Origin of the sequence: Geomonas anaerohicana, from assembly GCF_016458305.1 — a bacterium.
GTDB lineage: Bacteria > Desulfobacterota > Desulfuromonadia > Geobacterales > Geobacteraceae > Geomonas > Geomonas anaerohicana.
On sequence record NZ_JAEMHL010000010.1, the window covers coordinates 103,232 to 124,857 of the forward strand.

Annotated in this window: 21 protein-coding genes and 5 tRNA genes; 22 read left to right on the forward strand and 4 right to left on the reverse strand. The window is 60.7% G+C overall.

Going from position 1 to position 21,626, the window contains the following annotated elements; genetic code table 11:
* Positions 1 to 132: 132 nt before the first annotated feature.
* Both JFN91_RS17245 and msrA read left to right on the forward strand, forming a co-directional pair.
* Positions 133 to 1,920 carry a GspE/PulE family protein gene (locus JFN91_RS17245; RefSeq protein WP_199390432.1) on the forward strand — a complete coding sequence of 596 codons (1,788 nt, stop codon included), beginning with the start codon at positions 133 to 135 and terminating at the stop codon, positions 1,918 to 1,920.
* A 99-nt stretch (positions 1,921 to 2,019) separates the two neighbouring features.
* Positions 2,020 to 2,574, forward strand: a complete 555-nt coding sequence (gene msrA, locus JFN91_RS17250) for a peptide-methionine (S)-S-oxide reductase MsrA (RefSeq protein WP_199390433.1) — start codon at positions 2,020 to 2,022, stop codon at positions 2,572 to 2,574.
* Positions 2,575 to 2,590: 16 nt separating this feature from the next.
* On the opposite strand, the gene JFN91_RS17255 is transcribed toward msrA, so the two are convergent.
* From JFN91_RS17255 to JFN91_RS17265, 3 genes are all read right to left on the reverse strand, one after another.
* Entirely contained in the window at positions 2,591 to 4,729 is a 2,139-nt protein-coding gene (locus JFN91_RS17255) for a hybrid sensor histidine kinase/response regulator (protein ID WP_199390434.1), read from the reverse strand.
* 88 nt (positions 4,730 to 4,817) lie between these two features.
* A complete protein-coding gene (gene glgC / locus JFN91_RS17260) occupies positions 4,818 to 6,059 on the reverse strand; it encodes a glucose-1-phosphate adenylyltransferase (RefSeq protein WP_199390435.1) in 1,242 nt (413 codons plus the stop codon).
* A 47-nt stretch (positions 6,060 to 6,106) separates the two neighbouring features.
* Complete coding sequence (locus JFN91_RS17265) at positions 6,107 to 7,366, reverse strand: ChaN family lipoprotein (RefSeq protein ID WP_199390436.1); 1,260 nt, start codon at positions 7,364 to 7,366, stop codon at positions 6,107 to 6,109.
* Positions 7,367 to 7,858: 492 nt separating this feature from the next.
* Between JFN91_RS17265 and leuB the strand changes: the two genes are divergently transcribed.
* The 9 genes from leuB (at position 7,859) to JFN91_RS17310 (ending at position 16,865) form a co-directional block, all read left to right on the forward strand.
* Positions 7,859 to 8,947 (forward strand): 3-isopropylmalate dehydrogenase, encoded by a 1,089-nt coding sequence (gene leuB / locus JFN91_RS17270; RefSeq protein WP_199390437.1) that lies wholly within the window; start codon positions 7,859 to 7,861, stop codon positions 8,945 to 8,947.
* 198 nt (positions 8,948 to 9,145) lie between these two features.
* Positions 9,146 to 10,243: an aspartate-semialdehyde dehydrogenase gene (gene asd / locus JFN91_RS17275; RefSeq protein WP_199390438.1), complete on the forward strand. Its 1,098-nt coding sequence runs from the start codon at positions 9,146 to 9,148 to the stop codon at positions 10,241 to 10,243.
* A 332-nt stretch (positions 10,244 to 10,575) separates the two neighbouring features.
* Positions 10,576 to 11,595: an aspartate-semialdehyde dehydrogenase gene (locus tag JFN91_RS17280; protein ID WP_199390439.1), complete on the forward strand. Its 1,020-nt coding sequence runs from the start codon at positions 10,576 to 10,578 to the stop codon at positions 11,593 to 11,595.
* A 1-nt stretch (position 11,596) separates the two neighbouring features.
* Positions 11,597 to 12,349 carry a tRNA pseudouridine(38-40) synthase TruA gene (gene truA, locus JFN91_RS17285; RefSeq protein ID WP_199390440.1) on the forward strand — a complete coding sequence of 251 codons (753 nt, stop codon included), beginning with the start codon at positions 11,597 to 11,599 and terminating at the stop codon, positions 12,347 to 12,349.
* 123 nt (positions 12,350 to 12,472) lie between these two features.
* On the forward strand, positions 12,473 to 12,901 hold the full coding sequence (gene rplM, locus JFN91_RS17290; RefSeq protein ID WP_183349856.1) for a 50S ribosomal protein L13: 429 nt from the start codon (positions 12,473 to 12,475) through the stop codon (positions 12,899 to 12,901).
* Between the two features lie 22 nt (positions 12,902 to 12,923).
* Positions 12,924 to 13,313: a 30S ribosomal protein S9 gene (gene rpsI, locus JFN91_RS17295; protein WP_183349858.1), complete on the forward strand. Its 390-nt coding sequence runs from the start codon at positions 12,924 to 12,926 to the stop codon at positions 13,311 to 13,313.
* A gap of 277 nt (positions 13,314 to 13,590) precedes the next feature.
* Positions 13,591 to 14,631, forward strand: a complete 1,041-nt coding sequence (gene argC / locus JFN91_RS17300) for an N-acetyl-gamma-glutamyl-phosphate reductase (protein ID WP_199390441.1) — start codon at positions 13,591 to 13,593, stop codon at positions 14,629 to 14,631.
* Positions 14,632 to 14,757: 126 nt separating this feature from the next.
* Entirely contained in the window at positions 14,758 to 16,563 is a 1,806-nt protein-coding gene (locus JFN91_RS17305; RefSeq protein ID WP_199390442.1) for a YgiQ family radical SAM protein, read from the forward strand.
* Between the two features lie 2 nt (positions 16,564 to 16,565).
* Positions 16,566 to 16,865, forward strand: coding sequence for a YciI-like protein (locus JFN91_RS17310; protein ID WP_199390443.1), 300 nt, complete (start codon positions 16,566 to 16,568; stop codon positions 16,863 to 16,865).
* A gap of 8 nt (positions 16,866 to 16,873) precedes the next feature.
* Here JFN91_RS17310 and JFN91_RS17315 read toward each other — a convergent pair whose 3' ends face one another.
* Positions 16,874 to 17,155 (reverse strand): DUF2917 domain-containing protein, encoded by a 282-nt coding sequence (locus JFN91_RS17315; RefSeq protein WP_199390444.1) that lies wholly within the window; start codon positions 17,153 to 17,155, stop codon positions 16,874 to 16,876.
* 431 nt (positions 17,156 to 17,586) lie between these two features.
* On the opposite strand from JFN91_RS17315, the gene JFN91_RS17320 reads away from it, so the two are divergent.
* The 11 genes from JFN91_RS17320 to rplA all read left to right on the forward strand — a co-directional run bounded on the left by JFN91_RS17320 (position 17,587) and on the right by rplA (position 21,614).
* Positions 17,587 to 17,662: transfer RNA gene (locus JFN91_RS17320), tRNA-Thr, on the forward strand.
* 31 nt (positions 17,663 to 17,693) lie between these two features.
* Positions 17,694 to 17,778 (forward strand) — tRNA-Tyr (locus tag JFN91_RS17325).
* A gap of 110 nt (positions 17,779 to 17,888) precedes the next feature.
* Positions 17,889 to 17,965, forward strand: a tRNA-Gly gene (locus JFN91_RS17330).
* An 11-nt stretch (positions 17,966 to 17,976) separates the two neighbouring features.
* A tRNA-Thr gene (locus JFN91_RS17335) sits at positions 17,977 to 18,052 on the forward strand.
* 61 nt (positions 18,053 to 18,113) lie between these two features.
* Entirely contained in the window at positions 18,114 to 19,304 is a 1,191-nt protein-coding gene (gene tuf / locus JFN91_RS17340) for an elongation factor Tu (protein ID WP_199390445.1), read from the forward strand.
* A 68-nt stretch (positions 19,305 to 19,372) separates the two neighbouring features.
* Positions 19,373 to 19,525: a 50S ribosomal protein L33 gene (gene rpmG / locus JFN91_RS17345; protein ID WP_183350942.1), complete on the forward strand. Its 153-nt coding sequence runs from the start codon at positions 19,373 to 19,375 to the stop codon at positions 19,523 to 19,525.
* Between the two features lie 42 nt (positions 19,526 to 19,567).
* A tRNA-Trp gene (locus JFN91_RS17350) sits at positions 19,568 to 19,644 on the forward strand.
* Between the two features lie 33 nt (positions 19,645 to 19,677).
* Positions 19,678 to 19,863, forward strand: coding sequence for a preprotein translocase subunit SecE (secE, locus tag JFN91_RS17355; protein WP_199390446.1), 186 nt, complete (start codon positions 19,678 to 19,680; stop codon positions 19,861 to 19,863).
* A 12-nt stretch (positions 19,864 to 19,875) separates the two neighbouring features.
* Positions 19,876 to 20,403, forward strand: coding sequence for a transcription termination/antitermination protein NusG (gene nusG, locus JFN91_RS17360; protein ID WP_183350946.1), 528 nt, complete (start codon positions 19,876 to 19,878; stop codon positions 20,401 to 20,403).
* A 64-nt stretch (positions 20,404 to 20,467) separates the two neighbouring features.
* On the forward strand, positions 20,468 to 20,890 hold the full coding sequence (gene rplK / locus JFN91_RS17365) for a 50S ribosomal protein L11 (protein WP_183350948.1): 423 nt from the start codon (positions 20,468 to 20,470) through the stop codon (positions 20,888 to 20,890).
* A 22-nt stretch (positions 20,891 to 20,912) separates the two neighbouring features.
* On the forward strand, positions 20,913 to 21,614 hold the full coding sequence (rplA, locus tag JFN91_RS17370) for a 50S ribosomal protein L1 (RefSeq protein WP_199390447.1): 702 nt from the start codon (positions 20,913 to 20,915) through the stop codon (positions 21,612 to 21,614).
* The last annotated feature ends 12 nt before the right edge of the window (positions 21,615 to 21,626 follow it).

The window sequence follows — 21,626 nt, forward strand, 5'->3', positions numbered from 1 at the left end:
TAGTGGCACGCCTCCATTATAGGCGCTATTTAATGATACTGGCGAGGCGTCCGTTGTCAAACTCGCACCTCCTTGACATCACTATGTTTCTCACCGATAATCGCATACTTCTTCCCATTAAAAGGTTGCGCCATGCAGAAAAAGAAGATGGTGACCATCAAGAACGTGGCCCAGATCCTCCTGCAGCGGGGACTGATCGACCAGAGGCAGTTCGACGAACTGCTGGCTAAGGGGGAGGCGCAGGCCCACCGGCTGGCGGGCGCCCAGCAGGCGGGGTATGGCCGGCGGCTGCAGCAGACCCCGGAAAAGCCGTCCCCCGCCGAGATCATCGCCTCCCTCAACCTGGAAATCGCCGGTTCCGGCGGCAAGCTCCTCACCGAAGACGCCATCACCGAGGTGCTCGCCGCCGCGGTGGGGCTGCCCTACCTGAAGATCAACCCGATGAAGCTCGACCTCGACCTGGTCACCGCCCACATCTCCCGTCCCTTTGCGCTGAGGCACCTGATCGTCCCGGTGGGGTACGAAGACGGGGTGGTTACGCTCGCCGTCGCCGATCCCTTCAACGACGAGGTGATCGAAGAACTGAAGGCCGTGAAGAGGATGGAGTTTCAGCGGGTGCTGGCCTCGCGCAACGACATCCTCAAGATCCTGAGGGAGTTCTTCGGGTTCCGCGCCTCGGTGCAGGCCGCCGAGAGCGAGGTGGCCACCGCGGTGGACCTGGGCAACCTGGAGCAATTCGTGCGCCTGAAAAGCGGGCACGAGATCGAGGGGACCGACCGCAATATCATTTCGGCCGTGGACTTCCTGCTGCAGTACGCCTTCGACCAGCGGGCCAGCGACATCCACATCGAGCCCAAGCGGGAGAAAACGCTGGTGCGGCTGCGGGTGGACGGGGTGCTGCACAACGTGCACGTGGTCCCCAAACAGCTGCATCCCCCCATCGTCTCCCGCATCAAGATGCTCTCCCGCATGGACCTGGCCGAGAAGCGGCGTCCCCAGGACGGCAGGATCAAGACCAGCCACGACGGGCGCGAGGTCGAGTTGCGCGTCTCCACCCTGCCGGTCGCCTTCGGGGAGAAGGTGGTGATCAGGATCTTCGATCCCGACGTCCTGATGCAGGAGCTGGACAGCATCGGCTTTTACCCGCGCGAGTACCAGCTCTACAGTTCCTTCCTGCGCCGCCCCAACGGCATCATCCTGGTCACCGGCCCCACCGGCAGCGGCAAGACCACCACGCTCTATTCGTCCCTTCGGACCCTTTCCTCGCCGGAGGTAAACATCGTCACCGTCGAGGACCCCATCGAGATGGTGATGGAGGAGTTCAACCAGGTGGGGGTGCAAAGCGGCATCGGGGTCACCTTCGACAAGGTGCTGAGAAATGTGCTGCGGCAGGATCCGGACATCATCATGGTGGGCGAGATCCGCGACAAGGAGACCGCCGAGAACGCGGTGCAGGCCGCCCTCACCGGTCACCTGGTGCTTTCCACGCTGCACACCAACGACGCCCCATCCTCGGTGACCCGGTTGATCGACCTGGGAGTGCCCTCGTTCCTGATCTCCTCGACCGTGATCGGCATCATCGCCCAGAGGCTGTTGCGCAGGATCTGCCCCAACTGCAAGCGGGAGAGCCAGTTGAGCGCGGAGGAGTTGGAGTACCTGGGGCTGAAGCGGTCGGCGCGGGTCTGGGCCGGGGAGGGGTGTGCCGAGTGCCGCGGCACCGGCTACAAGGGGAGGACCGGGATCTTCGAGGTCTTGGACGTGAACGAGGCCATCAAGGCCGTCATAGGCGAGCGGGTCGACCTGGCCGAGCTGCAGTCTGTCGCCCGCAAAGATGGCCTGGTGACGCTCAGGGAGCAGGCTGTGCGCAAGATGCTGGAGGGGATAACCACCTACGAAGAAGTCATTGCGGTGACAGGCTGAGCCAGGCGGACCAGTCGGACGCGTCCTGAAGGGGACTGGCTCCGCCAGGTGCCGGTCCCCCTCAACGCCCGCCGGACGCTTGGCGCCAAGGGAGGAACCATGGAAAACAATGCCACCGACGCCACCACCCAAACCGCCATCTTTGCCGGGGGGTGCTTCTGGTGCATGGAGCCGGTCTTCGACAAGATGCCGGGGGTGCTCTCGGTGCTCCCCGGCTATACCGGCGGCACCACGCCCAACCCGAGCTACCGCGAGGTCTGCGAAGGGGAGACCGGGCACGTCGAGGCGGTACAGATCGTCTTCGACCCGGCGCGGGTGAGCTACCGAGAACTGCTGCAGGTGTTCTGGCGCAACATCGACCCCACCACCAAGAACCGCCAGTTTTGCGACTACGGCAGCCAGTACCAGACCGCCGTCTTCTACCTGGATGAGCAACAGAAAAGGGAAGCGGAAGAGAGCAGGGAGGAAGCGGAGCGCAGCAACCAGCTCGGCGCCGCCGTGGTCACCCAGATACTGCCGGCGTCGCAATTCTACCCGGCCGAGGAGTACCACCGGCAGTACTACAAGAAGGAGCCCTACCACTACCAGCGCTACCACGATGGCTGTGGCCGCAACTGGCGCTTGAAGGAACTGTGGGGGCGGGAACCGGAGTAGCCGGCACCTGCGCCGGTCAGGGCTTGGAGAGCACCCGCTCCAAGGCCTGTTGCAGCTCGTCGCAGCGGTAAGGCTTGACCACCGCGGCGCAGAAGCCGTAGTCGCCATGCTCCGCCATGACCGGGTCGTTGGAATAGCCGCTCGATACGATGAGCCGGGCGGTCGGGTCGAGCGCCAGGATCAGCTGCGCCGCCTCCTTCCCCCCCATCCCGGCCGGAATGGTCAGGTCCATGATGGCCACCGCGAAAGGTTTCCCGGCCTGGGCGGCCTCCCGGTACAGCCGCACTGCCTCTTCCCCGTCGGCGCAGGTCACCACCTGGTAGCCCAGATACTGCAGCATGTCCCGCGTCAGCGTCCTGATTGCCTCCTCATCGTCCATCACCAGTACCGTCCCTTCCCCCGGCTTCCCCGGACGTTCCGGTTGCGGCGCCTCCTCTTCGAGTACGGCTTCCCCCGCGGAGGGGAGGTAGAAGGTGAGGGTGGTCCCTGCGCCGGGGGTGGACGTCACCTCGACTCTCCCGCCATGTTTGATGACGATGGAATGCACCGAGGCGAGCCCCAGACCGCTCCCGCCGGGCTTGGTGCTGTAGTAGGGATCGAAGACGAGCTTCTGGTCCTCGTAGGGGATGCCGCACCCCTGGTCGATGAAGGATATCTTGACGTAGTCCCCGGGAGGAAGCCCGAGTTCGTTACTGGCAGGCAGCGGTGCGTTCTGCGCGGTTACCGTCAGCACCCCTCCCCCCGGCATCGCCTGGCAGGCGTTGATGATGACGTTGCTGAAGGCCTGGTTCATCTGCCCCTCGTCCGCCTCGATGGCATGCAGCCCGTCCTGCAGTTCCAGCCGGGTCTGCACCTTGGTGCCGTGCAGGGCGAGGGAGAGCGATTCCTGCAAGAGCCTCCCCAGCGGGACCACCTTCTTGATGGGCTGTCCTCCCTTGGAGAAGGTCAGCAGTTGATGCGCCAGTTCGGCGGCGCGCTGCGACGCCTTCTCCGCGTTTTTCACCGGGGCTTGCGCGGGGTGGTCGGGGTCGAGCAGCAGCTCGGCAAAGGAGAGGTTGCCCAGGATGCCGGTGAGGATGTTGTTGAAGTCGTGGGCGATGCCGCCAGCGAGGACGCCGAGGGATTCCAGCTTCTGGGCCTTCAGCAGTTCCCTTTGCATCGCTTCCCACTTGGTGATGTCGGTCAGGGTGAAGAGTATGCGGTGGTGGACCAGGCGGGTGTTCAGGATGATGTGCTTTGAGGAGCCGTCGACGCAGGAGATCTTCGCCTCCTGCGGGGTGACCGGGACGCCGCTCTCCAGCGTCTTGCCGAGCTCTTCGCGCCATAGCGCCAGGATCTGGTCGCGGTAGGCGGGATCGGGGAGGGCGCGCTCCATCAGCTGTTCCAGGGTCGGCTGGTCGTCGGACAGGTAGCCCAGCCAGTCGCTGACGTAGCTGTTGAGGTACTGGATCCTGCCGCTCTCGTCGGCCCAGCCCACCCCTGCCGGCATCTCCTCCATGAGGACCTTGAGTATCTCCTCGTTTTGCTGCAGGGCTTCCTCAATCTCGTGGCGCGCCGTGATGTCCCGCACCATGACGATGATGCGGTCGTTGCCGCCGATTTCGGCCCGGCGCAGGTTGATCTCGGACCAAAACCGCGAGCCGTCCTTCTTCTTGCTGCGCCACCTCACCGTCATCGGGGGACCCGCCGCCGCCTGCTGCAAAAGATGCCGCGCGTCCGCCTCCGTGTAAGGCGGTTCTCCCAGGCTCAACTCCTCCACGGTGAGGGCGCGGGCTTCCTCCGCGGTATACCCGTACATCTCGCACATGGTGCGGTTCACGTCCACCAGTTCGCCGGTGACCGCATCATGGATGAAGAGGGCGTCGTTGACGTTGTGGTAGATGGCCTGGAAGCGGGCCTCGCTTTGCTCCAGCCGGTCTACCGACTCCGCCAGGCGACCGGCAAAGCGTGAGATCAGCTGGTAGAGCAGCGCCGAGGTCACCATGATGAACATGAGCCCCTTGTAGACCTCAATCTGCTCGGCGATGTGGCGGTCGGAGACCAGCCAGACCAGTGCGTAGCCCGAGAGATAGATCCAGGCACTGCCAAACAGGGCGTAGACCCCGACGATCTTGTTGATCTCGCGTCTTTGATTGCGCTTCGATGCTGCCCGCATGCGTGCTCCCGCCCTTCAGGGCGTCTGGCTGCGGTGGCCGATGTGGTTGCTGCCGTTACGATTTTTAGGGCGGCGCATGGCCGCCCCCTTACTTCGCTTCAGCCATCGATACGACGACGATCCCCGATTCGGTGACCCGGTATCCTTTGGCCCGGTCTTCATCGTGGTTGTAGCCGATCTGGGTGCCGTCCGGGATGACGACGTTCTTGTCGATGATGGCCCGCTTGATCTTCACGTGGCGCCCGACGGCGACGTTTTCGAAGAGGATGGAATCGTCCACCTCGCTGTAGCTGTTCACCTTGCAGCGCGGCCCCAGGATGGTGCGGCGCACCGTGGCCCCGCTGGTGATGCAGCCGGCGCAGACGTAGGAGTCGATGTTCATGCCGCGGCGACCTTCCTCATCGAACACGGTCTTGGCCGGCGGCAGGTTGCCCTGGTTGGTCAGAATGGGCCACTTGTAGTTGTACAAGTTCAACTGCGGGGAGACGTGGATCAGGTCCATGTTGGCCTCGTAGTAGCTCTCGATGGTCCCCACGTCCTTCCAATAGCCTTTCTCCTCCGTCTTCATGCCGGGGATAATGTTGTCGTTGAAGTTGTAGGCGAACACCTTGTCTTTCTTCTCCAGCATCATCGGGATGACGTGCTTGCCGAAGTCGAGGTCCTCGTACATCTTCTTCCCCTCCTGCAGCACCTCGATCAGTTTCTTGGTGGAGAAGATGTAGTTCCCCATGGAAGCGAAGCAGGTGTCACGGCCGGGGATGCTTTCCGGGTTTTTCGGTTTTTCGGTGAAGGCGGTGATCTTGTAGTCGTCGTCAACCGAGAAGACCCCGAAGCGGCTCGCTTCCTGGACCGGCACCTCCAGCGCCGCAACGGTCAGGTCGGCGCGGTTTCTGCGGTGGTAGTCGATCATCTGGCTCACGTCCATCTTGTAGATGTGGTCGCCGCCGAAGATGGCGACGTAGTCCGCGTCCGAAGACTCCACGAAGCGCAGGTACTGCAGGATGGCGTCGGCTGTCCCCTTGAACCAATCCTCGTTCTCCGAACTGGTCTCCGGCGAGATGGCGACGAAGAACTCGCCCAGGCCGGTCCATTTGCCCCACGACTCCCTGATGTGCTTGTTGAGGGAGTAGGCGCGGTACTGGGTCAGGATGTAGACCTTCTTGATCCCGGAGTTGAACAGGTTGCTCAAAACGAAATCGATGATCTTGTACTTGCCGCCGAACATGACGCTCGGCTTGGCCCTTCTGATGGTGAGGGGGCTCAGGCGCTCCCCCTTGCCGCCGGCCAGCACCATGGCGATGGTGTTGCCGGCATTACTCATGGCATACATACAGTCTTAGTCCTCCGGGATCACGGTCGGGTCCTGCCCGGCCGGTGTCAGGGCTTGCCGTGTTTGGGCGCCTCTCCTATTTTAAATATCACTTCGAGGTCGATGACCTCTCCCTTTCTCTCCAGCTTCAGCGTGGACTTGTCCCCCACGTGCTTCTGTTTCACGCCGTAGATGAGGTCGAGGCTGTCCTTCAGCGGCTCGTTGTCCAGGGCCAGCAGCAGGTCTCCCTTCTGCACCCCGGCCCGGGCGGCGTTGGAGTCCGGGACCACCGTGTTGACCACCAGGCCGCGCCCTTTCGGGTCCGGCTCGAACATGACGCCGAGCAGCACGCTCGGTTTGGGGAGCCCCTCGTAGGCGTAGCTCACCAGGAAGTCGAAGGATACCATCGGGAAATCGGGAAGCGTCACGTCCATGGTCACCGGCTTGTCGGCGCGCTGTACCGCTAGCTCCCGGCCGCCGATGGTGGCGTAGGAGGTGGGGAGGCGGCGGAAGACGCGGCGCGGGATGCCGAAGCCGTAGCCGATATGGTTGCCGCCGGCCACCACCAGCAGGTGGCGCTCTTTCCCCTCGGGGCTGGTGAGGTAGCGCACCGCCGATTCCGCCATGGTCTCGTCCCACAACGTCTGCGCCCGGATGAAACCGTCGATGGCCATCTTGCCGTGGCTGTTGTGGCCGGAGAAGATGCTTTCCGTCTGAGCGCGTTGGTACGGGTCGGCGAGGTCCATCTGCGGCAGCTGGGCCTTCTGCTCAGGTGTGAGTTCCTCCAGGGGGGTGCTGCGCACCGCCTGCACCAGGTCCTTCTCCGCATTGAGCGCGACGATCGGGATGCGCTTCTCCTTGGCATAGAGGAGCAGGTCGCGGTAGTAGGCGAAGTCCATCTTCCAGTTGTCGTACCATCGCGAAGCCTTCAGGAAGGCCTTCTCGTCGAGTTCGCCCGCCACCCAGCGGTCCAGGATCGGCTGCTGCGACTTGACGAACATTTCCATCCCCAGCGCGACCTTGCCGGGGTAGCGCTGCTCCAGCGCCTTCAGGGTGTCCAGTTCCAGGCGGTGCGCGGCGGGGTTGTCATGGGTTTCGCCGACGTACACTACGCGGGCGTCCGTCACCACGTCGAACATCTGCTGCGGCGTCACCTGGGTGCCGGTGGGGAGGTGCAGGACCTCGCCGATCTCCGGAGTCTTCTGCTGGGGGTACGGGTTTTCCGGGTTGCCAAGCACCTGCCTGCCGGCCCGGGTCGTCGAGCAAGCGGTCATGGTGAGCAGGGACAGCACAGCGGCATACTGTGCGAGGCGAGCGATGGATAGCATTCTTTCTCCTGAAAATATGATGTTCCCACGGGGGATATGGTCATGTCGGTCACGGCTCCCGGGACTGGCTCCGAAGGTGCATGTCCCCTTTGCTGGCTCGGCTCCGCAGGGGGTTCTTCTTTTGCGCGATGGGGGGCTTTCGCTGGTCAAAGAAGGATACCTACTCTAATGAATTTGTCCAGTCGCCGCCTCTCGTTAAGACTTCTTTGCCGGAAAGCGCACGCGAGGGCACTTCTGTTGCCGGATCAGCTTGGCCGGTGTGTTGAGAATGTAGCACAACACCTCATGAAGATAAACTGAAAGTTTTATGATTCTCTAATAAAAGTCTCGAGCCAACCCTCATCTTATCGCGGAACTGAACCAGCCGGCGAGGCATTAAGTCATAGCCATGGTTTGGGGCGCTAAACGTATGTTTGACGGCCTTTTTTATGTTGACAATATCACTGTCTCGCAAATAGAATCGCTAATTTAATACATATCGGAGGTTGTGCAATGGGACAGCTTTTTAAAGTGGCGGTGCTGCCGGGTGACGGCATCGGTCCGGAGGTTATGGCCGAAGCACTGAAAGTGCTGGATGCAGTTGAGAAACGTTACGACGTGAAATTCGAGCGAACCCACGCCAATGTAGGCGGTGCGGGCATCGATCTGGAAGGGCGTGCTCTTCCCGAGACTACGGTAAATATATGCAAGGCTGCCGACGCCATCCTGTTCGGTTCCGTGGGCGGTCCCAAGTGGGAAACCCTCCCCCCGGACGAGCAGCCCGAGCGCGGCGCCCTGTTGCCGCTGAGAAAAATCTTCGGCCTCTACGCCAACCTCCGTCCCGCCATCATCTTCCCGTCGCTGACCAGCGCCTCCTCCCTGAAGGAAGAGGTGATTGCCGGCGGTTTCGACATCCTGGTGATCCGCGAGCTGACCGGCGGCATCTACTTCTCCCAGCCCAAGGGAATCGACGGTGCCGGCCGTGACCGCGTCGGCGTGGACACCATGCGCTACAGCGTGCCGGAGATCGAGCGCATCGCGCACGTCGCCTTCCAGGCGGCCCAAAAGCGCGGCAAGAAGGTCTGCTCCATCGACAAGGCCAACGTTCTCTCCACCTCCGTGCTCTGGCGCGAGATCGTGATCAACATCGCCAAGGAGTACCCGGATGTCGAGCTGTCCCACATGTATGTGGACAACGCCGCCATGCAGCTGGTAAGGTGGCCCAAGCAGTTTGACGTGATCCTGTGCGAGAACATGTTCGGCGACATCCTCTCCGACGAGGCCGCCATGCTGACCGGCTCGCTGGGGATGCTCCCCTCCGCATCGCTGGCCGAGGGGACCTTCGGCATGTACGAGCCCTCCGGCGGCAGCGCCCCGGACATCGCGGGCCAGGGCATCGCCAACCCGATCGCCCAGATCCTCTCCGCGGGGATGATGCTGCGCTACTCCTTCGGCATGATCGAGGCGGCCGACGCCATCGACAACGCCGTCGCCAAGGTGCTGGATAAGGGCTACCGCACCCGCGACATCTACCAGGAGAAGGCCGGCGAGAAGCTGGTCAACACCAAGGAAATCGGCGACGCCATCATCGCCAACCTGTAGTCAGGTGAACAACTGGTTCCCAAGCTCCAGCTTGGGAACCCAAAGTTCACCCCGACGAAGCTTCGCTTCGCCAAAACCAGAAGCTGGAGCTTTCACCTGATGTGCGTTCCCAAGCAGGAGCTTGTGAACGAGGACGCGCATAGTTCGAGGCGGGAAGCCGCCGGTGAACATAAAAACTTCAAGAAAGGAAGGTCGCCTATGAAAGTCGGTATGGTCGGTTGGCGTGGCATGGTTGGCTCGGTTCTCATGCAGCGCATGCAGGAAGAGAACGATTTCGCAGGTGTTGAGCCGGTATTCTTCACTACTTCGCAGGTGGGGCAGCCCGCACCGCTGAACGCGGGGACGCTGAAGGATGCATCGGACATCAACGAGCTGAAGAAGCTGGACGTAATCATCACCTGCCAGGGGGGCGATTACACCAAGGCGGTCCGCCCGGAACTGAAGAAGGCAGGCTGGAACGGCTACTGGATCGACGCGGCGAGCACCCTGCGCATGGAAGACGACGCGGTCATCATCCTCGACCCGATCAACCGCAACGTCATCGACGCGGCCCTCTCCAGGGGGATCAAGGACTACATCGGCGGCAACTGCACCGTGAGCCTCATGCTCATGGGCCTGGGCGGGCTGTTCAAGGCGGGCGTGGTCGAGTGGCTCTCCTCCATGACCTACCAGGCAGCCTCCGGTGCCGGTGCGCCGAACATGCGCGAGCTCCTGTCCCAGATGGGTGTGCTGCACGGCTCCGTCGCCCAGCAGCTGGCCACCCCGGGTTCGGCGATCCTCGAGATCGACAAGAAGGTCACCGACACCCTGAGAAGCGGCGAAATGCCGACCAAGGAGTTCGGCTTCCCGCTGGCTGGCAGCGTGCTGCCGTGGATCGATCGCGAGGTTGAGGACGGTCAGAGCCGCGAGGAGTGGAAAGGCTACGCCGAGACCAATAAGATCCTCGGTGCCACCAACCCGATCCCGGTGGATGGCATCTGTGTTCGCGTGGGCGCTATGCGCTGCCACAGCCAGGCGATCACCATGAAGCTGACCAAGGATATCCCGATCGCCGAGATCGAGGATATGATCAAGAACGACAACCAGTGGGTCAAGTTCATCCCCAACAACAAGGCCGACTCCCTGGCCGGGCTCACCCCGGCAGCCGTTTCCGGGTCGCTCACCGTCCCGGTCGGCCGCGTGCGCAAGATGAAGATGGGACCGCAGTACCTCTCCGCCTTCACCTGCGGCGATCAGCTGCTGTGGGGCGCCGCCGAGCCGCTGCGCCGCATGCTGCAGATTCTGAAGGAGCGGTAAGGTCAAGGTCAAAGGCGTCGCACACGGATTTTACGGGAACGTACGGATAAAGGCAGATAAGGCAAAAGCATTTTGGGGAAACCCAAAGCTTTAGATCCGTGCTCTTTCCGGTCGCACACGGATTTTACGGGAACGCACGGATAAAGGCAGATAAGGCAAAAGCATTTTGGGGAAACCCATGGCTTTAGATCCGTGCTCTTTCCGTCTTCTCCGTGTTGTTCCGTGTGAGATGCCGTTGACATAGTTTCTGAATTTTATGCAGCGAGAAGCGGAGCGCGTCCCCGGCAGCCAGGGGGCGCGCTCCCGTTTTTGTCTTGAGGAGATGTAAAAGCATGAAGAAGACGTGGAATGTAGCAGTGGTGGGCGCAACCGGCGCAGTCGGGACCCAGATGATCGAGTGCCTCGAGGAACGCAAGTTCCCGGTGGGCAACATCAAGTTCCTCGCCAGCGCGAGGAGCGCCGGGCAGGTGCTGGAGTTCAACGGAAAGCCGGTGACCGTGGAGGAGTTGACGCACGATTCCTTCGAGGGGATCGATATCGCCCTCTTCTCGGCAGGGGGCGCGCGCTCCGAGGAGTTCTGTCCTTCCGCGGCCAAGGCCGGAGCGGTCTGCATCGACAACTCCAGCGCGTGGCGTATGGACAAGGACGTGCCGCTGGTGGTCCCCGAGGTGAACCCGCACGCCATCGCCGACTACCGCAAGAAGGGGATCATTGCCAACCCGAACTGCTCCACCATCCAGATGGTGGTGGCGCTCAAGCCCCTGCACGACTTCGGCACCATCAAGAGGATCGTGGTCTCCACCTACCAGGCGGTCTCCGGCACCGGCAACAAGGCGATCGACGAACTGCGCATCCAGACCGGCGAGCTTCTGAACGGCCGCCCGCCCAAGAACGAGGTCTATCCGCACCGTATCGCGTTCAACTGCCTGCCGCAGATCGATTCCTTCTGCGACAACGGCTACACCAAGGAAGAGATGAAGATGGTGAACGAGACCAGGAAGATCATGGAGGCGGACATCGCCACCACCGCGACCTGCGTCCGTGTTCCCGTCTTCTACGGTCACTCCGAGTCGGTGAACATCGAGACCGAGAAGAAGATCACCGTGGCCAAAGCGCGCGAGCTCCTGGAGGACGCGCCGGGCGTGGAACTGGTGGACAATCCGGCCAACGGCGAGTACCCGATGGCCATGGATGTGGCCGGCGAGGACCTGACCCTGGTCGGTCGTATCCGCGAGGATGCCTCTATCAAGAACGGTCTGAACCTCTGGATCGTGGCCGACAACCTCAGGAAAGGCGCCGCCACCAACGCCGTGCAGATCGCCGAGATCCTGGTGGAGCAGTACCTTAAGTAGTATGCGCAATATCAAGCTGATCATAGAGTACGACGGCACCGCCTACGCCGGGTGGCAGGTACAGCCCAACGGGCTGACCATCCAAGAGGTCATGGAAAAGGCGCTGGCCAAGATGCTCGGGGAGCATGCCACCCTGCACGCCTCCGGCCGCACCGACGCCGGGGTGCATGCCCGCGGCATGGTGGCCTGCTTCAAGACCGAGCGCACCATGCCGCTACGCGCCTTCCGCGAGGGGCTGAACTCGCTGCTCCCCAGCGACATCGCGGTGCGCGAGGCGGCCGAGGTGCCGCTCGACTTCCACGCGCGCTTCAACGCGCAGGCAAAGCACTACCGCTACACCATGCTGCTCGACGACCTCCGCTCGCCGCTGGTGCGCCACACCGCCTGGCGCGTCAAGGGGAAGCTCGACATCGAGGCGATGCGCGCGGCCTGCAAGCTCTTCGTCGGCGAGCACGACTTCGCCGCCTTCCGCGGCGCCAACTGCGCCGCCAAGACCACCGTGCGCCGTATCTACAGCATGGAGCTGGCGCAGGAGGGGCGCCTGCTGCACCTCGACATCAACGGCAGCGGTTTCCTGAAGAACATGGTGCGCATCATCACCGGGACGCTCATCGAAGTGGGGCAGGGCAGGTTGAGCGCGGCAGACGTGGCGCACCTGCTCAAGGGGGGCGACCGGCAGAACGCGGGAATGACAGTGCCGCCGCAAGGGCTCTGTCTCATGCAGGTTTTCTACCCGCCCCAGAGCGGCGAATGATGCATCTTTAATAGAGCGTTAATTCTCTCCGCGGTTTTTTGTCTTGACATGAACGGACGAATCGATTAAATTCTCAATCTTCTGTAAGTTAATGTGCTAATTCCAGATAGCTGTGAGGTTTCAATGAAGACGCAAGTTGCCAAAAAAGAAGAAGTGACCAGGGATTGGTACCTGGTTGATGTGGATAATAAGGTCCTCGGCCGTGTAGCGACCGAGATCGCCAACGTGCTGCGTGGCAAGAACAAGCCGACCTTTACCCCGAGCGTTGACACCGGCGACTTCGTCATCGTCGTGAACGCAGAGAAGATCGCCCTCACCGGCAAGAAGCTTTCCGACAAGACCTACTACAGCCACTCTGCTTTCCCGGGCGGCCTGAAAGAGATCTCTGCCGGCAAGCTCCTCGATAAGAAGCCGGAAGATCTGATCAAGAAAGCCGTGAAAGGCATGCTGCCCAAGAACAAGCTTGCCCGCCACATGATCAAGAAGCTGAAGATCTACAGCGGCAGCGCTCATCCGCATGCGGCTCAGAATCCGAAAGATCTGAACATTTAATTCGTTCATCAGGAGATAGAAAATGGCAGCAAGCTTTTACGCAACCGGGAAAAGGAAGTCTTCCATCGCCAGGGTTTGGATCAAGCCGGGCAATGGTGAGATCATTGTAAATACCAAGACTCTTGACAGCTACTTCGGCCGCGAGACCTCCAAGATGGTGGTCATGCAGCCCCTCGAGCTGACCGAGAATGTCGGCAAGTTCGACATCTTCTGCACCGTCAAGGGCGGTGGCGACTCCGGCCAGGCCGGCGCCATCAAGCACGGCATCACCAAGGCCCTCATCGAGGCCGATGCCGACCTGCGCGGCACCCTGAAAAAGGCCGGGTTCATCACCCGCGACTCGCGCATCAAGGAAAGAAAGAAGTACGGCAAGAAGGCGGCACGCGCCAGCTTCCAGTTCTCCAAGCGTTAATCCGCTGCTGGAGACAATTGCTGTCTCAGTATTGCAAAGGGGGAATCCGTCAGGGTTCCTCCTTTTGCTGTTTCAAAAACCCTAGAAGCAAAACCATTGGCCACGGAGAAAATCTGAGGACATCTGAGAAAACCAAAAACAAAAAGGTTTTGTTTCTCTCAGATTTTCTCTGAAGTTCTCCGTGGCTAATGGTTTTAATGTTTCTGCGTGTCAACTGTATGGGAGCTGTGCTAACATCAGGCTTCCATTTTTTCCGTTGTGAGAAGGGAGGCTTTTCATGATCAAGGTTGCCATCGTCGGAGCCAGCGGCTATACCGGCGTCGAACTTATCCGTATCCTCCATGCCCACCCCGAGGTCGCCGTTACCTGCGTCACTTCCGAGCAGAGCGCCGGGCGGCCGGTGAGCGACGTATTTCCCTCCCTGCGTGGCAGGTGCGACTTGGTGCTTCAGAACCTCGAGCCGGTCGGCATCGCAGAGCAGGTGGACGTGGTCTTCACCGCGCTGCCGCACAAGGCGGCCATGGCGGTGGTGCCGACCTTCCTCAAGATGGGCAAGGACGTGGTCGATCTCTCGGCCGACTACCGGTTGCACGACGCGGACGTCTACGGCAAGTGGTACGAAAAGCACCTGACCCCGGAGCTGCTCCCCCAGGCGGTCTACGGCATTCCCGAACTGCGTCGTGACAAGATCCGGGAGGCGAACCTGATTGCCAACCCCGGCTGCTACCCAACCAGCGTAATCCTCGGCCTGGCCCCGCTGCTGAAGGGTAAGGTGATCGACCCGAAGAGCATCATCGTCGATGCCAAGTCCGGTACTTCCGGCGCCGGGCGCAGCGCCAAGGTGGACAACCTCTACTGCGAGGTGAATGAGGGCTTCAAAGCCTACGGAGTGGGAGGCGTGCATCGTCACATCCCCGAGATCGAGCAGGAACTCGCGCTGCTGGCCGGCACTCCGCTCACCATCTCGTTCACGCCGCACCTGGTCCCGATGGACCGCGGCATCCTTTCCACCATCTACAGCGTCCCGAACGGGAAGGTGAGGGCGTCCGAGCTGATTACCCTGTACGAGACCTTCTACGAGGGCGAACCCTTCGTCAGGGTGCTGCCCGAGGGAGTGCTCCCGTCGACGGCGCACGTCAGAGGCTCCAACTTCTGCGACATCGGTGTCGTGGTCGATGAAAGGACCGGCAGGATCATCGTCGTCTCCGCCATCGACAACCTGGTGAAAGGCGCGTCCGGGCAGGCGGTTCAGAACATGAACCTCATGTGCGGGCTGCCCGAGACACTCGGGCTCGATTTCCTGGGGATCTTCCCGTAAAGTCAAAACCATTAGCCACGGAGAACTTCGGAGAAAACCTGAGGGAAACAAAGACAGAAGCCTTTTGGTTTTGACTTTCCCAGATGTCCTCAGATTTTCTCCGTGGCCAATGGTTTTAGGGTTTTTATGAAACACGCACACCCCAAGCAGTCTCCTTCCCGTTTCCTCCCCATCTCACTTTCCGAAGCAAAGGCTCGCGGCTGGAACGAGCTCGACGTCATCTTTGTCTCCGGCGACGCTTACGTGGACCATCCCTCTTTCGGCGTCCCGCTCCTGGCGCGGCTGCTGGAATCGAAGGGGCTCCGCGTGGGCATCATCCCTCAGCCGGATTGGCGCAGCAAGGAGCCTTTCATGGCTCTCGGGCGCCCGCGTCTTTTCTTTGCGGTAGCCGCCGGTGCCATGGATTCCATGGTGGCGCACTACACGCCGGCCAGGAAACTGCGCCGCGACGACGCCTACACTCCCGGCAACCGCCACGGTGCACGCCCCAACCGCGCCACCATCATCTACACCTCGCGCCTCAAGGAAGCCTACCGCGACGTTCCGGTGGTGATCGGCGGCATCGAGGTGAGCCTCAGACGCTTCGCCCACTATGATTTCTGGGAAGACAAGGTGCGCCGCTCCGCGCTCTTCGACGCCAAGGCGGACCTGCTGGTCTACGGCATGGGTGAGAGTCCGCTGCTGGAACTGGTGCAGAGACTGCAGCAGGGTGAAGCCTTCGCTTCCATCCGCGACATCCGCGGTACGGCATACCCTTCTTCGACCGCGCCTGAGCCCGGCGCCGACCTGGTGGAACTCCCGAGCTACGAGGACGTTTCGACGGACAAGGCCGCCTATGCGCGCTCGTTCCGCCTGCTGTCGGGGGAACAGAATCCCGGTTGTGCCAAGACTGTGGTTCAGCGCCACGCCCAGCGTTACCTGGTCTGCAACCCTCCGGCGTGGCCGCTTGACGAGCAGGCGCTGGACGCGATCTACGCGCTCCCCTTCGTCAAGGCTCCGCACCCGAGCTATAAGGAAACGATCCCGGCCTACGAACAGATACGCAACTCCATCACCACGCACCGCGGTTGTTTCGGCGGCTGCGCCTTCTGCGCCATCACCCATCACCAAGGCAAGACGATCCAGTCGCGCAGTGAGCAAAGTGTGCTTCACGAGTTGGAGCGCCTGGCGGCGTTGCCGTGGTTCCGCGGCAGCGTGAGCGACCTGGGCGGGCCGACCGCAAACATGTTCGGGCTCTCCTGCGGCAACGCGGAGGCGGGCGCCAAGTGTCGCCGCGACAGCTGCCTGTTCCCTAAAATCTGCAAGAACCTGGTCACCGACGATGCTGCCAGTTCCAGGCTCCTCGCCAAGGCGCGCCGGATTTCAGGCGTGAAGAACGTCGCGGTCTCGTCGGGTGTTCGTTACGACCTGATGGAGCGCCAGCCCCGGTACCTGCGCGAATTGGTCTCGCACCACGTGAGCGGCCTCTTGAAGGTGGCACCGGAACATCTGACCGATCGCGTCACCTCGGTGATGCGCAAGCCCGGTCACGACTGTTTCGATCGCTTCCGGGACGCCTTCCAGAAGGAAAGTGCCAAGGCCGGTAAGAGGCAGTACGTCGTCCCGTACTTCATTTCCGGGCACCCCGGCTGCACGCTGTCGGATATGGTGGATCTCGCACTGATGCTGAAGCGCTGGGGCATGCGGGTTGAGCAGGTGCAGGATTTCACTCCCACCCCGGGGACGCTGTCCACCTGCATCTATCACACGGGTGTGGATCCCTTTACCGGGGAGAAGGTTTACGTGGCGAGGACGGATCGGGAAAAGGGGCTGCAAAAGTCGCTGCTTCTTTACCACGTGCCTGAGGAAAGGAAGAACTGCCTGGCGGCATTGAAGGAATGCGGCCGTGAGGATGCCGCGGCCGAATTGTTCGGGCAAAACAACAGGAGGTAGTCATGCATTATCTGCTGCTGTATGAAGTTGCTCCGGATTACCTGGAGCGCAGGGGCGAGTTTCGCGGGGAGCACCTGGCCATGGCCTGGGAGTCCGCGCAGCGCGGCGAGTTGATTCTCGGTGGCGCGCTCACCGATCCGGCTGACGGCGCCGTTCTCCTCTTTAAGGCCGATTCCCACGAAGTCCCGGCGGCCTTTGCCAAGGCAGACCCGTATGTGCTGAACGGGCTGGTGGCCAAGTGGACGGTGCGCGGCTGGCATACCGTGGTCGGCGAGCAGGCCTGCGCACCGGTCCACCTGTAGTATTTTCTTTAGAGAAGTCGCGGCAGGAATGGTCCGGCCGGCTGCGCGGCCAGCGCGGACCTGCTTTCCTGCATCACGCCCGCTGCTTTCATCTGCAGTTCCGCCGCTTCCAGGGCTTCCGCCAGGGCCGATTCCCCCTTGGCCAACACGAAGCTGTTCCCCCTGCGCACGAGATAATCCCTGCCGTCTCCCTTGGTGAGCCAGATGGTTCCGGTGAGACAGCGCAGCGTGAGACCGTGCGGCCCACCTGTCAGACTCAACAGTTCCCCTTTCCCTAGCGAGCATTCCATAGCGTCCTCCCTTTTCTTTAGGTGAGTCAACTATAGCGGTGCCTCATCGATGAGTACAGACACAGGAAAAGTGATTTGTAACCATGACAATTGCTGGAAACTGTCGCTGTAACTGCCGCAAACCGGGGGAACTGTACCCGTGTCTGGTGTAGTGGGGGAGGCGTAGCCGGTAAAGGGCGAAAAAAATGCTGCGGCGGCAAGTTGATGCAAAAATGAGGTTGCATTGAGAATGAAGTGTTGCTATAGTGTCGGACTCTTGCCCGCCACGGCGGCAAGTCGATGGAGTGCTTCAGCCGTATACGCTGCCCTTTGAAAAATAATTCGCACGCTGAAAAAAAGATGTTGACACCGAGACCCTTTTGCTTTAGAACAGGGATTCGCTTCGCAACACTGGGTGCGCAGCGAGATTGGTAGCGGATGGTAGCGAATCAGCTGGCGTAGCTCAATTGGTAGAGCAGCTGACTTGTAATCAGCAGGTTGCGGGTTCGAGTCCCATCGTCAGCTCCAGATTGAAAAGTTAATAGCCTCACTTCTGTCTGGAGGGATTCCCGAGCGGCCAAAGGGAACAGACTGTAAATCTGTCGTCATCGACTTCGGAGGTTCGAATCCTCCTCCCTCCACCATACAAACTTCAGATGAGATGAGCATCTGCTCAAATCAGGAGACCTGACGGTCGCTGGTACTGGTTGAGTGGAGTGCAAATCGAGTCAAAAAACTTCAGAGCAGGGAATTGGCGGGAATAGCTCAGTTGGCTAGAGCATCAGCCTTCCAAGCTGAGGGTCGCGGGTTCGAGTCCCGTTTCCCGCTCCAAAACAGAATACGCCCACATAGCTCAGTAGGTAGAGCACTTCCTTGGTAAGGAAGAGGTCACCGGTTCGAATCCGGTTGTGGGCTCCATCCCCTTCTAGAAAAAGCATTCACATAACAGCTGTAGTAGAAACATCAGGGAGGATTCCTCATGGCTAAAGCTAAATTCGAAAGAACTAAACCGCATGTGAACATAGGGACCATCGGTCACGTCGACCACGGCAAGACCACCCTGACCGCAGCTATCACCAAGGTGCTCGCCGGCAAAGGCCAGGCCGAGTTCAAGGCGTTCGACCAGATCGACAACGCACCGGAAGAGCGTGAGCGTGGTATCACCATCGCTACCGCACACGTCGAGTACGAGACCGACAAGCGTCACTACGCACACGTCGACTGCCCGGGCCACGCCGACTACGTAAAGAACATGATCACCGGTGCAGCGCAGATGGACGGCGCGATCCTGGTTGTTTCCGCAGCTGACGGCCCGATGCCGCAGACCCGTGAGCACATCCTGCTCGCGCGTCAGGTCGGCGTCCCCTACATCGTCGTGTTCCTGAACAAGGCCGACATGGTGGACGACGAGGAGCTCCTCGAGCTGGTCGAGCTGGAAGTGCGCGAACTGCTCTCCTCCTACGACTTCCCGGGCGACGATATCCCGATCATCAAGGGTTCCGCTCTGAAAGGCCTCGAGGGCGATGCAGGCGAGCTGGGCGAGCAGGCCATCATGAAGCTGATGGACGCCGTCGACGCCTACATCCCGGAGCCGCAGCGTGCTATCGACAAGCCGTTCCTGATGCCGGTCGAGGACGTGTTCTCCATCTCCGGTCGTGGTACCGTTGCCACCGGTCGTGTTGAGCGCGGCATCATCAAGGTCGGCGAAGAGGTCGAGGTTGTCGGCATCAAGGCCACCACCAAGACCACCGTTACCGGCGTCGAGATGTTCCGTAAGCTCCTCGACGAGGGGCGTGCAGGCGACAACATCGGCGCACTGCTCCGCGGCGTGAAGCGTGAAGAGATCGAGCGTGGCCAGGTTCTCGCCAAGCCGGGCTCCATCACCCCGCACACCAAGTTCAAAGCCGAAGCCTACATCCTGTCCAAGGAAGAGGGCGGCCGTCACACCCCGTTCTTCAACGGCTACCGTCCGCAGTTCTACTTCAGGACCACCGACGTTACCGGCGTGGTTGACCTCGAAGCCGGTGTCGAGATGGTTATGCCGGGCGACAACGTCTCGGTAACCGTCAACCTGATCACCCCGATCGCAATGGACGAAGGCCTGCGTTTCGCTATCCGCGAAGGCGGCCGTACCGTCGGTGCAGGCGTCGTCGCCTCCATCATCGAGTAGGACCTGACGGGTTCTTTGAGTTCCGGAAGTATCGGGACAAGAAAATAGTTTGAAAAGGACGAAAGAAAATGCCTAGAGACATCATCACCCTTGGCTGCACCGAGTGCAAACAGCGTAACTATACCACCACGAAGAACAAGAAGAATACGCCTCAGAAGCTGGAGTTCAACAAGTACTGCCGCTTCTGCCAGAAGCACACGCCGCACAAGGAAACCAAATAATTTGACTTGGGGTTCCCTGAACTGTCAGGGAACCCCCGCCGCAGGCCAGTAGCTCTAACGGCTAGAGCACCGGTCTCCAAAACCGGGTGTTGGGGGTTCGAATCCCTCCTGGCCTGCCATTTTTTTTATCTTCACGAAGTGAGGAGTGACAAGTGCTCGCGAAAGCCAAGACTTTTTTTGAGGATGTACAGGCGGAGCTCGCCAAGGTAACTTGGCCGACCCGTAAAGAGACCTTCTCTACTGCTCAGGTAGTTGTCGTCATCATCGTGATCATCTCACTTTACCTTGGCGTCTGCGACGTGGTCCTTACTAAGCTTATCAAGTCGATTCTCCGCTAGAGGACTCATCAAATGGCACACAAATGGTACGGCGTACATACCTACTCCGGCTTCGAGAACAAGGTGCGACTCTCTCTGGCAGAGCGCATCAAGAATCTCGAGATGGAGGAGTTCTTCGGCGAGATCCTGATCCCGTGCGAAACCGTCGTCGAACTTAAGAAGGGGGAGAAGAAGACTTCTTCCAGGAAGTTCTTCCCCGGATACATCCTGGTGAACATGGAACTGAACGACGACACCTGGCACGTGGTCAAAGAGACCGCGAAGGTTACCGGGTTCGTCGGTGGCAATAATCCCTTCCCGATCCCGGACGACGAAGTCAACAAGATCACCAAGAGGATGGAAGAGGGTGCTGAAAAGCCCCGTCCCAAGGTTCTCTTCGAAGTGGGCGAGACGGTCAGGGTCATCGACGGTCCTTTCCTCAACTTCTCGGGTGTGGTCGAGGACGTCAAGCCGGACAAGGGGAAACTCAAGGTCATGGTAAGCATCTTCGGGCGCGCGACTCCGGTCGAGCTCGAGTTTATGCAGGTAGAAAAGCAGTAGGGGCGACCCTCTGTTATTGATAGAAGCTTCCGGCAGTTCGAAGGAATGAAAAAGGAGTAGGAAAATGGCGAAAAAGATCACCGGTTACATAAAGCTGCAGGTACCCGCAGGGAAGGCAAACCCGTCTCCCCCGATCGGTCCCGCACTCGGTCAGCACGGCGTCAACATCATGGAATTCTGCAAGGCCTTCAATGCGAAGACCCAGGCAGACGAAGGGACCATCACTCCGGTCGTCATCACTGTCTACGCCGACAGGTCCTTCACCTTCATCACCAAGACTCCGCCGGCTCCGGTTCTCATCAAGAAAGCTCTCGGCCTCCAGAGCGGTTCCGCTACCCCCAACAAGACCAAGGTGGGCAAGCTGACCAAGGAGCAGGTACGCGAGATCGCTACCAAGAAGATGCCCGACCTCAATGCCGCGAGCCTTGAGGCTGCCATGAAGACCATCGAAGGTACCGCGCGCAGCATGGGCGTTGAAATAGCTTAAGTTAAAGAGAGGGTTATCAGAAATGTCTATGACAAAAAAGCTTAAAGAGGCTCGCGCCAAGGTCGACAGGACCAAAACCTATCCCCTGACCGACGGCCTTGAGCTCGTGAAGAGCGCGGCTTATGCGAAGTTCGACGAGACCGTCGACCTGGTGGTGAAGCTGGGCGTTGACCCGCGTCACGCCGACCAGATGGTCCGCGGCGCCGTGGTGCTCCCCAACGGTCTCGGCAAGGACGTGCGCGTCCTGGTCTTCGCCAAGGGTGAGAAGGAGAAGGAGGCCCGTGAGGCCGGTGCCGATTACGTCGGTGCCGACGACCTGGTCGCCAAGATTCAGGAAGGCTGGTTCGAGTTCGACACCGCCATCGCTACCCCGGACATGATGGGTGTGGTCGGTAAGATCGGTAAGCTCCTCGGACCCCGCGGCCTGATGCCGAACCCGAAGGTCGGCACCGTGACCTTCGACCTGGCCCGCGCCATCAAGGAGTCCAAGTCCGGTAAGGTCGAGTTCCGCGTTGAGAAGGCTGGTATCATCCATGCCCCGGTGGGCAAGGTCTCCTTCACCGCCGAGACCCTGAGGCAGAACGTGGTTGCCCTGGTGGAAGCACTCCAGAAGGCAAAGCCGGCTGCTGCAAAAGGGACCTACATGAAGAAGGTTGCCGTGTCCTCCACCATGGGCCCGGGCGTCACCATCGATCTCGCTGACATCAGCGCGATCTTGAAATAAAGAGCAGTACTA